The organism is Halobacillus salinus (genome assembly GCF_004684905.1).
Classification (GTDB): Bacteria; Bacillota; Bacilli; order Bacillales; family Halobacillaceae; genus Halobacillus; species Halobacillus salinus.
The window spans coordinates 1,508,992-1,522,456 of record NZ_SRJC01000001.1 but is presented as its reverse complement, the minus strand read 5'-3'; the positions used below and the strand labels follow the sequence as shown (position 1 = coordinate 1,522,456).

At 43.0% G+C, this 13,465-nt stretch carries 13 protein-coding genes; 12 read left to right on the top strand and 1 reads right to left on the bottom strand.

Annotated features, from left to right (window positions below):
- Positions 1-23: 23 nt before the first annotated feature.
- The gene (locus tag E4663_RS08265) at positions 24-290 is read left to right on the top strand and encodes a hypothetical protein (RefSeq protein ID WP_241657132.1); all 267 of its coding nucleotides are present in this window, start codon (positions 24-26) and stop codon (positions 288-290) included.
- A 69-nt stretch (positions 291-359) separates the two neighbouring features.
- On the opposite strand, the gene E4663_RS08260 is transcribed toward E4663_RS08265, so the two are convergent.
- A complete protein-coding gene (locus E4663_RS08260; protein WP_158290460.1) occupies positions 360-2,123 on the bottom strand; it encodes a M3 family oligoendopeptidase in 1,764 nt (587 codons plus the stop codon).
- Between the two features lie 245 nt (positions 2,124-2,368).
- On the opposite strand from E4663_RS08260, the gene E4663_RS08255 reads away from it, so the two are divergent.
- The 11 genes from E4663_RS08255 (at position 2,369) to E4663_RS08205 (ending at position 13,354) form a co-directional block, all read left to right on the top strand.
- The gene (locus E4663_RS08255) at positions 2,369-3,235 is read left to right on the top strand and encodes a serine/threonine protein kinase (protein WP_241657131.1); all 867 of its coding nucleotides are present in this window, start codon (positions 2,369-2,371) and stop codon (positions 3,233-3,235) included.
- On the top strand, positions 3,232-4,245 hold the full coding sequence (locus tag E4663_RS08250; protein ID WP_135327244.1) for an NAD-dependent epimerase/dehydratase family protein: 1,014 nt from the start codon (positions 3,232-3,234) through the stop codon (positions 4,243-4,245). Before E4663_RS08255 ends, E4663_RS08250 begins: the two co-directional genes overlap by 4 nt.
- A gap of 224 nt (positions 4,246-4,469) precedes the next feature.
- The gene (locus E4663_RS08245) at positions 4,470-6,002 is read left to right on the top strand and encodes a spore germination protein (RefSeq protein ID WP_135327243.1); all 1,533 of its coding nucleotides are present in this window, start codon (positions 4,470-4,472) and stop codon (positions 6,000-6,002) included.
- 2 nt (positions 6,003-6,004) lie between these two features.
- Positions 6,005-7,210 (top strand): Ger(x)C family spore germination protein, encoded by a 1,206-nt coding sequence (locus E4663_RS08240; protein ID WP_135327242.1) that lies wholly within the window; start codon positions 6,005-6,007, stop codon positions 7,208-7,210.
- Between the two features lie 5 nt (positions 7,211-7,215).
- Entirely contained in the window at positions 7,216-7,440 is a 225-nt protein-coding gene (locus tag E4663_RS08235) for a hypothetical protein (RefSeq protein WP_135327241.1), read from the top strand.
- Positions 7,441-7,463: 23 nt separating this feature from the next.
- Positions 7,464-8,561, top strand: coding sequence for a GerAB/ArcD/ProY family transporter (locus E4663_RS08230; RefSeq protein ID WP_135327240.1), 1,098 nt, complete (start codon positions 7,464-7,466; stop codon positions 8,559-8,561).
- Between the two features lie 124 nt (positions 8,562-8,685).
- Entirely contained in the window at positions 8,686-9,117 is a 432-nt protein-coding gene (locus tag E4663_RS08225; RefSeq protein ID WP_079480336.1) for a hypothetical protein, read from the top strand.
- 128 nt (positions 9,118-9,245) lie between these two features.
- Complete coding sequence (locus E4663_RS08220; protein ID WP_135327239.1) at positions 9,246-10,157, top strand: ABC transporter ATP-binding protein; 912 nt, start codon at positions 9,246-9,248, stop codon at positions 10,155-10,157.
- Entirely contained in the window at positions 10,154-10,894 is a 741-nt protein-coding gene (locus tag E4663_RS08215) for an ABC transporter permease (RefSeq protein ID WP_079480334.1), read from the top strand. The genes E4663_RS08220 and E4663_RS08215 overlap by 4 nt, the downstream gene beginning before the upstream one ends.
- 148 nt (positions 10,895-11,042) lie before the next feature.
- Positions 11,043-12,647: a DcuS/MalK family sensor histidine kinase gene (gene dcuS, locus E4663_RS08210; RefSeq protein WP_135327238.1), complete on the top strand. Its 1,605-nt coding sequence runs from the start codon at positions 11,043-11,045 to the stop codon at positions 12,645-12,647.
- Complete coding sequence (locus tag E4663_RS08205; protein ID WP_135327237.1) at positions 12,644-13,354, top strand: response regulator; 711 nt, start codon at positions 12,644-12,646, stop codon at positions 13,352-13,354. Before dcuS ends, E4663_RS08205 begins: the two co-directional genes overlap by 4 nt.
- The last annotated feature ends 111 nt before the right edge of the window (positions 13,355-13,465 follow it).

The window sequence follows — 13,465 nt, the reverse complement described above, 5'->3', positions numbered from 1 at the left end:
AGTACAACATGAGGGTGATAGTAGTGAAATCAAAGAAACATTCGTTTTTCCTCTTAATGAATGCCTCCCTTGGACTTTTAACTTGTTTTATTTATTTATACACGTGGGTGGCATTTGCTTTTATGGAGTCGATGTGGTCTTTTGAACCACTTCTAAGCTTGGTTGGATCGATCACCCTGTTTATTTTATGGAATGTTTACATCTTGAAAAATGAACGGAAGAAGTATTGGGCGCAGGCGATTTTTTCCTATCTAGCTTCTATTGCTGTGTTTGCCTATTTCTTGAGCTGAAAACCACGACTTTTATGTCGTGGTTTTTCATTGCGCTGTAAGGAAATCAAGCTTAGGGGCTTCAAGCCCCTAAGCTTTTTTCGTTTTCTCAAGAAATTCATCGATTGCAGACATGACAGGCTCGATAGCACGGTCCCAGAACGTGTGGGATGCAATATCTTCATCTAAAAATGTATCAGCGAGTTCGTCCATAGTCAGCGATCCTGTATGTGCAAGCAGTTCCTCATAACGATTCTGGAAACCCTCTTGGCAGGCGAGTGAATACAGACCATTACTGAATAAATAGCCTATAGTGTACGGAATGTTGTAGAATGACTGCTCACTATCGTAAAAGTGGGGAATCGTCATCCAGCTATATCCGTCATAATCAGAAAGACCATCATTCGTCCATTTCTGCTCTGTTTCTATCATCAGTTCTTTAAGCTCATCCGCAGTAAGTTTGCCTGCTGACCTCCTCTTATAAAACTGCCTCTCAAAGTCGTATTTCGATGGTATTAAGGTAATGTACTTAATGGCAGTAGAAATTTGCATTTCAAGAAGAGCAAGTTCCTCATCCAAATCATCTGCCTTTTGTTTTGCTGCATCGAGAACAAGGTTTTCTGCGAATGTCGAAGCAGTCTCCGCAAGGCCTGTCCCAGTCTCTTGAGCGAATCCGGGCAGTGGTTGTAATACGGAGTTATGATAAGCATGTCCTAATTCATGCGCAAGTGTGACTAGGTCATGGTAGTTGTTCTCGAATGTCACTAATATCCGGCTTTCCCCCTTTAAGGGTATCGAAGCGCAAAACCCGCCGAAAGCTTTTGTTTTGCGTGCTTCTGCGTCAATCCAGTGGTTATGGAAGGCGGTCTCAGCCAACGATCCCATCTTTTCACTGAAAGAAGCGAACTGGTTTTGAATGATCGTTGCTGCCTCCTCATAGGTGACGTTGGCTTTGGTAGAAAAGGCGGGAAGGTGAAGGTCGTAATAACTGAGCTTATCAAGACCCATGACATGAGCTTTCCGTTTTAGAAATGCTTGTACTTTTTCCTGGTGGTTTTGAATGGATTGCATCATAGCTTCTACAGCTGCAGAACTGATTTTATTTTTCTCGAATAGCTCGATCTGTACTTCTGACCATTCACGAAGGCGATAGGTGTCTAGGCGGAAGCCGGCAAAATGGTTGAAGATCGATGCGAAAACATCAGCATGAGACTTGCACACCTCGTGAACTTGTTCAGCAACTCTCTTCCTTGTTTCCCGGTCTGGGTCGAGCATGGAGCGGATGATCGCTTGATTGATAGATAAATCTTCGTTGTCGATTGGAACACGGAGGTCATGGAAGAGTTGTTCATAGTGATCTTCCCAGCCAGTGATACCATTGATGGATAACTGATTGATGCTATCTTCAATTGGCTGCAGCGCTTGATCATCTGTTTTTTCTCTTTGTCTATGTAAAAAGGGACGGATGGTTTGCAGTTCTTCCTGGTTCAACAATTCATTCCAATCCGATTCGCTCAGGCTCTTGAAAAGCTGGTCGAGTTCTATCTTTAGTGCCTCCACATTGGTCTTCAACTGTTGACTCTTGTCCATCCATTTAGCTGCATCCTGGTTCTTAGTGTCTTGTGAAGCAAGGCAAATGCAGAATTCATCTACGTGAAAGGCATGAATCATAATGTCCTGTAGATCCAGGATAATGTTTTTCATTTCCGTGATGGATGACCATTCTTTCATCCTTTGCTGTAAGTCGGGAATTTGGTCGTTTAGATCTTGAATATGTTTTCGTAGTGATTCGGATTGTTCGCCTCCACTGTAAATGGAGTCGAGGTCCCATTGTTGACTAAGTGCAGTGTTCATAGCTTCCATCCTCCTTTAATACCCTTATAAGGATATTATTACCTTTTATTATACAGAAAGAAAGTTTGGAATCCTACTTTAAGAAGAAACAGAGTTGTATTTATTTGAATTTTTCGTCTTATTCAGATGTTTGCGTTATGATAAGAACTAACAAAGTTGAAGGAGGCGATGTCGTATGCATACATATGAGGTTTACATCGATCAAAAGGAAGGGGGGAGTAGTGTCCCCTTAAGGAGGAATAGTATTGAAAGATTATGCGATTGACCAAGTATCCTTCCAAGTAAGGGAAGCCCATGATTTTTCCTGGCTTAAGGATCTAGGATATGTGTTCAAGGTATTTGATGAACAGGACTCTGGAAACATCTGCTTTGGAGTAGAAAGGGATGGCAAGAGAAAGTTCGTCAAATACGCTGGAGCAAAACCGCAAGATTATCTTGGTGACGCCAAAATGGCAGTGAAACGACTGAAAGATGCTGTGCCGCTTTACGAGGAGTTAGCTCATCGTAACTTGATCCAGTATTTGGATGATTTCGAGACAAAAGAGGGTCAAGTGATCGTATTCGATTGGTTTGAAGGAGAGTGTCTTCATCCGCACTGGGCATATCCGCCGCCACAGAAGTACACGCATCCTGAATCTCCCTACTTCAAGTATCGTCACTTACCTCTGAGAAAGCGGCTTGCTTCTTTCGATGCCATTTTGACTTTCCACGTGTTTATGGAAAGCCGCGGTTATGTCGCTATTGATCTCTATGATGGAAGCATACTTTATGATTTTGAAACAGGCATAACGAAGGTTTGCGATATCGATTTTTATAACAAAGGACCTGTCTTGAATACTATCGGTGAGGAATTCTGGGGATCGACTCGCTCTAAGTCTCCAGAAGAATTTGAGAAAGGGCAACTTATCAATCATCAATCTAATGCCTATACACTAGGTGCTCTTGCCTATTCGATCTTTGGAGGAGAGACCGATCGTTCTTTGGAAAATTGGGAAGCAGGTGAGGAACTTTATTCAGTAGCGAAAAAAGCCACTGAAAGGAACCGGTCGGATCGATTTTCAAGTATTCACCGATTGAAGGAAGAATGGGATAGGAGGAATCCGTATTTATGAAACTTTTACTAATAGGTGGAACGCAGTTTCTCGGAAGGCACATAGTGGATGCTGCCAAAGTTGCAGGGCATGAGGTCACACTGTTTAATAGAGGGAAAACGAATCCAAGTCTTCATCAAAATGTGAAAGTAATCCAAGGAGACAGGGAAGTACAAGAAGATATTGATCAATTGAAAGAGGGTACATGGGACGCAGTAATAGATACTTGTGGCTACACCCCTCAGACAGTTGCAAAAACTCTGGATGCCGTGTCTTGCCGTGTAGACCACTATGTATTTATTTCTACCGTGTCGGTTTATAAGGATTTGCTGAACGGAGAAGGGCTTAAAGAAACAGCGGATGTCTTGTCCCTCAGCTCTCGGGAGATAGAGGAGGTGACCTCTGGTACGAGCGGAAGGGTAGATGGAGGTTACTATGGTCCATTGAAATATCACTGTGAAGAAGAGGTACTTCGTGCTTTCAGAGAGCAACACACGATCATTCGTCCCGGACTGATTGTCGGCCCTCATGATCCGACCGACAGGTTTACCTACTGGCCATCGCGTATCGCAAAAGGAGGGGAAGTGCTCAGCCCGGAGCCTAAGCATAAAGATGTACAACTAATTGATGCCCGCGACTTGGCGGAGTGGGCCGTACATGTTGCAACAGAACGAATCGTTGGAACGTTTAACGCAAGCGGTCCAGGAGAAGAAATGACGATGGAAGATTTCCTTGAATCATGTAAAAAAACACTTAATGAAGAAGCGAAACTGAGGTGGGTACCGAATACATGGCTTGCTGACCGGGTGCAACCGTGGCTCGAGATGCCGCTTTGGATCGGGCAGGAAACTGGTTTTGGTGTTGACTCTCAACCCGCTGTCGAGCGAGGGCTAAGCTATCGTCCAATAGAGGAGACGATTCGAGATACATATGACTGGCACTTGTCTCGAGGCAGTGTACAACAAAAGGCGGGTCTTGATGAGGAGAAAGAAAAAGAACTTCTAAAGGATGCACCTTCAGGCGATCAATAGAGGGGTATAATCGAAACAGGATTTTTAATCAACGGAACTTATAAGAAATCGATCACTCTTAGAAGTGAATATTCGAACAGAGCGATTTATCAACGAAATAACAAGATAAATCCATCAAACAACCTTTTGAAAGAGCAGGCAATCGCCTGCTCTTTTTCTTTTTCATAATTTATACCACTTTCGCGCATGCTAAACAAAAACGTGTGAATGAAAGGAGCGATTTTATGAAACAAGATTCCAAAGGTGCCTCATCTAATTCCTCCTCCAATACCGCTGTTTCTGAAAAGCTCCTTTCCTCTTTAGATGAAAATATGAACATCATAGAACAAAAATTGGGGAAAAGCTCGGACCTCGTGATTCGTAGAGTAAGTATCAGCAAAACGGCATGTGCTGTTGTCTACATTGATGGTCTCGTAGACAAAGATACGGTCCAAGAGTACGTTATGGAAGCGCTTATGCTTGATCTCCCTTCTCACAGGACGTCTGCGAAACATTTGTACGATAAGATCAAGAAAGCGTCGTTACCAATCGGAGAATTGAGTGAGGTCGAAGAGTTTGCCCACCTGCTTAACAGGTTGTTATCAGGGGAGACACTATTACTGATTGATAAAGAAGCGAAGGCTTTAGTCGCAAGTACGAAGGGCTGGAGAGACCGTGGTGTGCAGGAGTCGACGTCTGAAAGTGTCATACGGGGTCCAAAAGAAGCTTTTAACGAAACGCTCAGGACAAACACCGCTTTATTAAGACGGAAGATCAGAGACCCGAACCTTCGTATGGATGCTAAACGAATCGGGAAAATGACCCAGACAGATATCGCGGTTGCTTACATTGAGGGAACAGCGGAAGACAGTGTCATAAAGGAAGTACATGCCCGTCTTGACCAAATAGACATCGATGGCGTTTTGGAGAGTGGCTACATTGAGGAGTACATTCAAGATGCACAGTACTCGCCTTTTCCGACTATTTATTACTCTGAAAAGCCAGATGCTATCGCGGCAGGCATTCTAGAAGGGCGTGTGGCAATTATAGTGGATGGTACTCCAGATGTCCTGCTAGTGCCAGCACTGTTCGTTAACTTCTTCCAATCCAGCGAAGACTATTATCAGAGAGCGGATATCGGAACATTGATCAGGTTATTGCGACTTGTCTGCTTCTCGATTGCCTTGTTTATGCCTTCCTTGTACATCGCTTTTACGACATTTCACCAAGAGATGATTCCAGCTCCACTGTTGATCAGTCTGGCAGCACAGCGCGAAGGTGTTCCTTTTCCCGCCTTTGTGGAAGCAATGATCATGGAGCTGACGTTTGAGATTCTTAGAGAAGCCGGAATCCGGTTGCCAAAGCCTGTAGGATCTGCAGTATCCATTGTAGGAGCACTTGTATTAGGTCAATCTGCGGTCCAAGCAGGTCTAGTTTCACCTGCAATGGTCATTGTCGTGGCCATTACAGCTATCTCGAGCTTTGTCTTCCCAGCCTACAACATGGCTATCCCTATTCGGATGCTAAGATTTATATTTATGTTCTTAGCGGCGACTTTTGGGTTGTACGGAATCATTCTCGGTCTGATTGCGCTGGTTTTCCACCTTTGCAGCCTACAATCTTTCGGAGTCCCTTATATGTCTCCATTCGCTCCGATTGTCGCAAAGGACCAGAAAGATGTTCTAATTCGGTTCCCACATTGGGGGTTGTTCACTAGGCCCACGTCTACAGCAAAGAAAAACCAGAAGCGTACAAATCCATCGTCGAAGGAGAGTTGATCATGAATATTTCAGTTTATAAGTGGTTTGCAAGAGCGACTGTGATTTTGACTTGCCTCTTCCTTTTGACTGGTTGTTGGAATAGTAAGGAATTAGACGAACTGGGTATTGCTGTGGCAACAGGCATTGATAAGAACGATGACGGGGATTACGTCGTGGTCGTTCAGGTGATCAATCCTTCGGAAATCGCTACTGATGCTCCGACGAACCGTCCTCCGGTATCGACTTATTCTATTACCGGAAAGACGATATTCGAAGCATTTAAAAAATTATCAGCCAAAAGCCCCCGGAAAATCTATTTTTCCCAAATGCGACTCGTCGTTCTCGGTGAAAAGCTTACGCAAGAAGGCATCATGCCGACATTGGATTTTCTATATCGAGACCATGAATATAGGGCTTCTTTCTATGTAACGGTAGCTAGAGATGCGCCGGTGGACAAATTGCTGAGCATCGTGACACCTTATGAAAAAATTCCAGCTAATAAGATTATGAACTCGATAGACAATGTACAGTTAAACTGGGGAGTGACCAAAGGGATAACGATTGATAAATTAATTGCCGATATCAGAAGTCCTGGAATATCACCTGTTCTCGCCGGAATTTATATTATAGGGAACGAGGATGAGGGGAACAACATGTCTAACGTTGAAAACGTAGATGCGCCCACCAAACTTGAAATCGATCACCTCGTCGCTTTCAAAGATGATAAATCGGTCGGCTGGCTGAATGAAGAGCAAAGCCAGGGGTTGAATTATGCAACGGGTGATGTGAAAAGCACGATTGTCACCCATCCTTGTGACGACAAAGGGACATTGACGGTTGAGATCCTGCGCACGACGTCTGGTATAAAGGCAAACACTAAAAACTCAAATCCGTCTGCCACGATTAGCATCGAAGCGGAAGGGAATGTGGCGGAAGTTGATTGTGAAGTAGATCTTGGTGCCCCTGATGCCATTCACAAAATTAATAAAGAGGTAGAAAAACAAATTGAAGATTTGGTCCAATCGACAATCAAGGTGTCTCAGGAAGAATTCGAAAGCGACATACTAGGGATCGGAGGCGCGTTCCATAGGGATGAACCGAAATATTGGAAGAGTGTTGAGGGAGATTGGGACCAACAATATAAAAATGTGGAAATATCGGTTGATGCTAAAGTGAAAGTTCGTCGCAAAGGGAATTCCACTCAACCCATCGATAAGAAAGGATAAAGTTTATGTGGCCAACATTCGGGATCATTGTCATAACATCGGCTATCTTCTGGTTGGAACTGCCTAAATTAAAGAAGAACGGTCAAAAAAGGGATATTTGGTGTTTTTCTGTGATATTACTTACTGCTACATCTGTCAGTATTATGGAGAGTAAAGGGATGGACGTCCCAAACCCACTCGACTATATTCAAAGCTTTTACAAATCCATTTTTTCGATAATTGGTTTATAAAAGGCTAAGGGAGGTGCATCTTGATGGAGAACCAGACGATCAGTCCGAGGCAGTTTATGTTTATTGTAATCCTATTTACGATTGGAAGTTCAATCCTAATTGTCCCTACACCAATGGCTGCTTTGGCCAAACAAGACGCATGGTTATCTGTTATTCTATCTGTGATGGCTGGACTCCTCCTTGTTTTCTTATATAACAAGATTGGGGAAAGTGCTAAAGGGAAAACATTCATTCAAGCATCGACCTATGCGTTCGGTGCATGGTTCGGTAGGTTGTTTAGTGTATTCTATCTGATCTTCATCTATATTCTTGCTGCACTTGTCTTGAGAAACATAGGTGACTTTATGACGACACAAATTATCCCCGAGACGCCGTTACAGTTTACTCATATCTTATTTCTGCTGGTCGTCATTGCTGGTGCCTACTTGGGAGTGCAAGTCATTGGAAGGTCGGCAGAAATATTCATACCGTGGTTGATTTTATTGTTGCTTTTTATGGTATTATCAATCACCCCTCAGATATCCATTGATAATTTAAAGCCCGTATTAGGCAACGGAATTTTACCTGTAGTGAAGACATCAAATATAGTAATCGGAACCCCTTTTTTAGAAATGGTGACACTTCTAATGATCTTCCCATATGTAAAGGAAAGTAAGAAGACTTCCCATGCCTGGCTATTAGGTGCATTGATGGGGGGAGGAGTCCTGTTACTAATCACGCTCCTTTGTTTACTAGTCCTCGGACCAGATTTGACGGCGCTGAATGCTTATCCTACTTACAAGGTAGGCGAAAAAATAAACATAGCTGGATTTTTAGAAGGCTTGGAAATCATTATCGCCATCATATGGATGATCACGATTTTCTTTAAATTGATTGTTCTGTATTATGCATCAAGTGTCGGCATCGCTCAGTTTTTGAAGTTAAAGGACCACCGTCCATTACTGCTTCCACTCGGTATGGGAATGGTTGTACTTTCCATCATTGCTTATCCGGATGTCGCCTATTTTGAAACGTTTGTCGGTGAAACATGGATGTCCTATGCTTTAACCCATGGATTGATTCTTCCTCTGATTCTGTGGGCTGGATTAGCAATAAAGAATAAGAAATCCAACAATACTTAAAAGGCCAAGTAATGCTTACTTGACCTTTTTTTCATTTCAAATACATAGTAATGAAGAGGTAGCAGCTTGATGGATTTCATGGAATAGCCTGAGTGGTTTTGCAATAATCAAAGGGGGAATCACCATGCCGGGTGGTATCCTGTTCAGTATTGTTTTTGTTTCAACAGCTTTGTTCTTCAGTTTTCATATTAAGTTGTGGGTAAGGTTTATGCTCGCCGTTTATTACGGCGTCGTATTTTATCTGTTTACAAAGGGGTACAGCAAGTTGGTAGAAGAGCGAGCTCAGCATGTTGACAAATATGGTTATGATTTTGGAAGCACGGAAGATGTAAGGATGCTTCAGCAGTTCTGGGGAGAAAAAGCAGCCTTCGTGGACCGCTATTCATGTTTAGTGATTGTTCCGATTTTTGTATTTTTAATTTACTCATATTCCAAATGGATGAAGCGAACAGATAACAGCTTTCTCAAGGTGCTGGTTTTTCTCACCAGTATTCCCGTTGGATTGGTTGGGCTCTACTTTTGGATTACATTTACGATGCTTGGGTATCAACCTTGATCAAACATATCTATAAGGCCTATGTCTAATAATTCTTTCGTAAGTGTAAATGACAGAAATTTCAGCAAAATTGAAACTTATGGAGGATCTTGAGCGTATGAATGATATACCTTAGAGGAGTGATAGATATGGAGGCAGTCATTACAGTAGAAAACCTGACGAAGTCCTTCGGTGCAACCCAGGCGGTCCGAGGAGTTAGTTTTTCTGTTCGGAAGGGTGAAATATTCGGTATCATCGGGCCGAATGGAGCAGGAAAAACAACAACACTTGAGATGATTGAAGGAATTCTGAAGCCAGATGACGGGACGATCGACGTTCTCGGACTTGTTCCAAGTAAACAGTTGAATGCTCTTAACCGCCGGATCGGAGTACAGTTCCAGTCCACATCGATCCAGAAGAAAATGAAAGTGAAGGAAGCTTTGAATCTATTCTCGTCTTTCTATAAGCAGGAGACGCAAGTTGAGTCCTTGATAGAACTGCTAGGATTGGAAGAAAAGTTGAATGTGGTATTCGAGGACCTCTCCGGTGGTTGGAAACAGCGAGTGACGCTTGCGCTGGCAACACTTCACCAACCAGAAATCCTCTTCTTGGATGAACCAAGCATGGGGCTCGACCCACACGCAAGACGGGAGATGTGGACGTTGATCCGCACGTTGAGGGAGCTTGGAAGTACCATTGTATTAACGACGCATTATATGGAAGAAGCCGAGAAATTGTGTGACCGAGTTGCTATGATCTACAGCGGTGAAATTAGAGCTCTTGGCACCCCATCCCATTTGTTGAACGAACATATTGCGCACTGCATCACATTCCAGTCCGATCATTTGAACAAAGAGGACCTTTTATCCTTCCCAGGTGTTTTGAAAATCGAGCAGAATGACGCAGACTTCCGGATATTCAGTGATGATCAACAATTAACGGCATACCATGTCTTCCAGTATTGCCATGATAAGTCTATCCAACTATTCAACTTCTCGTTTGAAAGAGGATCTCTAGATGATTTATTCGTCCATTACTTAGAAGAGGAGCAAATCGGATGACGACAATTGTGAAATTAGCGCAAATGGAGACAAGGATGTTCTTTCGAGATCGACTCAGCGTGTTTTGGACGTTCCTATTTCCTGTCGTAATGATCTGGTTATTCGGATCGATGTTTGCAGGGAATGAAGTAAGTGACACCGCGTTTGCCCAGATGTTTGTTCCTGCCTGGATCGGGGTCAACATTGTTACCACTTCCTTCTTTACACTAGGCACGGTGCTTGCGAGCTATCGGGAGACAGGAGTGCTGAGAAGGTATCAGTCGACTCCACTCCAACCTTGGAAAATATTAGCTGCCCATACTTTTCAAGGGACAGTCATTTTCTCGATATCAGCAATCCTCTTGATGGTGTTCGGCATGCTTATGTACGACTTAACGATCCCTGAATATTGGGGGAGTACGCTAATTGCCCTATTGGTCAGCATCATAGCTTTCTTCCCTTTCGCTCTGTTCCTTACTTCCCTCGCTAAGAATACGCAGGCTGCTGCAGCAATCAGTTCTCTGTTTTTAAACTTAATGATTTTCTTATCAGGGGCGACGTTCCCACTCGATATGATGCCTCAAGTTCTTCAATACGTAGCGAAGATTCTGCCTTTATATTATGTGATTGAAATGCTGCGTGGGACTTGGAGTGAGGCTCCGATTACAGAGTATGGCCTCGATGTAGGAATACTTCTCGGAATTGGTATTATCTCGGTCTTTCTTGCATCCCGGTTTTTCCGTTGGTCAGGTAAGTAAGAGAAAGTTAATAATAGAAAAGGGAGCAGAGACTAATTGAAAAGTCTCTGTTCTTTTTTATTGGATTCAGAGCTGATGTTTGTGAATTTGAAATATAGATTACGAAAGAGTGTGATAAACTTGAAAAAAACGTAATGGAGAGCTCTAAATGAACAAATCACGTTATAAACTCAGTACGATGATCATATTTTATGTTCTTCTAGTCGTACTTTTTTCATTATTGATAACTGACCTGTTGATCTCTTCCAATACAAGTGAAAATATTCGGGACCAGCTCGAGGAAAAAGCATTGATTGTATCTCGTGCAGTGGCTGAATCGAATGTCGTCCGACAAGAGCTGCAAAATCCAACGGAAGAGGATTTGATTCAGGATTATGCCATGAGTATTCAAGAAGCTTCAGATGTCCTCTTTGTCGTGGTCATGAATATGGAAGGTATTCGAAGGTCTCACCCAAATCCTGAACGTATCGGTGAATCGTTTGTGGGTGGGGATGAAGGAAGAGTACTAGAGGGTGATGAGTACATATCGACGTCAGAGGGAACGCTTGGTAGGTCGGTGCGTGCGTTCACTCCGATCTTTGTTGACAGCGGCGAACAAGTTGGCGCAGTATCTGTAGGGATCTCCCTTGATGCAGTGAACTCCTCGGTGAGAAGCAGTCACTATAATGTATTAATTGGATCTTTGATAGGGGCGTTAGTAGGTGTTTTAGGTGCATTTTTATTGGCGCGTTATATTAAGAGAAGTTTATTCGGCTTAGAGCCGGCTACAATAGCCCGAATTCATGAGGAACGCAACAGTATGCTTCACTCCGTTCGAGAAGGGATCATTGCAGTAGACTCGGAGGAGAGAATTACACTTGTTAATAAATCAGCGAAGAACATTTTTCAAAAAGCGGGAATTGGAGAGGACAATCCCGTCGGGCTCCCTATATCTGATTATATTCCCCATTCTAAGCTTGGAAGGGTGCTTAAGTCTGGCGAGCCAGAGGTTGATGAAGAACAAGTGATCAATGGATCTTCCATCATAGTGAACCGAGTCCCACTGATTGTAAATGAAGAAGTTGTCGGGGCTATCTCTACTTTCAGGGATAAAACGGAAGTCAACCAGTTAGCTGAACAGTTAACGGGAGTCCGGTTGTACGCGGAGTCCCTGCGTGCCCAGTCCCATGAATTTAAGAACAAGCTCCACGTCATGCTGGGTATGGTTGAATTAGAATCCATAGATCAATTGAAGTCTTACATGAGGCAGCTAGTCAATCATCAAGTAGACGAAACAGATTCCATCACGAACCAAATCAAAGATCCTGTACTGGCAGGGTTCGTCATCGGAAAGTTGAGTTATGCCCGGGAACAAAACATTCGACTTACTGTACGCTGCGATACGATTATTCCTATCCCAAACGATGATAACGTCACGCATGAACTCGTTACAATTATAGGGAACCTGATAGATAATGCTGTGGAGAGTATGGACAAAGAAACAGGCAGGAGAATAGACCTTACTCTTTCTTATATTGATGAATTATTGGAGTTGGAAGTAAGTGATTCTGGCAGTGGGGTGTCGGAAAAGGATTTACAAACGATGTTTCGAAAAGGGGTCTCCTCTAAAGGAGTCGACCGGGGGTATGGTCTGCACCTTGTTCAGACTAGTGTGGAATCCCTTGGAGGTTCATTAGAGGTACAGTCTACAATAAATGTGGGAACCACGTTCTCAGTAATTATTCCATACGATTCGGAGGTAAAAGAAGTATGATTCACGTGTTGATAGTAGAAGATGATCCGATGGTTGCGGATTTGAATAAAAAATATGTAGAACAAATCAAAGGGTTCCATGTTGTGGGCACAGCTCCTGATGTGGAAGAAGCGTTGAGCCTTCTAGAAGAGTTTCGTGTGGACCTCATACTTCTTGATGTTTATATGCCAGGGCGTAATGGTTTGGATTTGCTGAGGGAGATCCGAAGAAAAGATGAACACGTCGATGTAATCCTAATTACCGCTGCATCAGAGAAAGAACAAGTACAGCATTCTTTAAGATTAGGAGCGGTCGACTACTTGATTAAGCCTTTTGAGTTTAACCGTCTGCAAAAGTCTTTGTTTAAATACCAATCTAATGTATCTGTCCTCCAATCAAGTAGGAATGTCAGCCAGCAGGAACTTGACGATATTCTGAGCACGAGAGAGTCAATATACGAAACACAGCCTGTTTCTATACCGAAAGGCCTTACCAAAACGACACTTGAGCTCATAGTGGAAGTGATCTCAGAAAGAGAAGAAGCATCCTTCTCAACGGATCAGATTGCAACCGCGGCAGATTTATCGAGGGTCTCAGTAAGAAAGTATTTGAAGTTTTTAAAAGACATAGATTTTCTTGAGGAGACGTTGTTATACGGGGTTGGACGTCCTGTCTATCACTACCAGCGAACTGGAAAACAGAAAGTGGAATTGGATTTTCACCTTTAGAAAGCAGCCTTTGTTGGCTGCTTTTTTTAATTACAATAAGATTTTTATTTTCTAATCATAGGAAGAGGAAGCGTTTACATTTATGATGAGAATCACTTAGAAAGAACATCT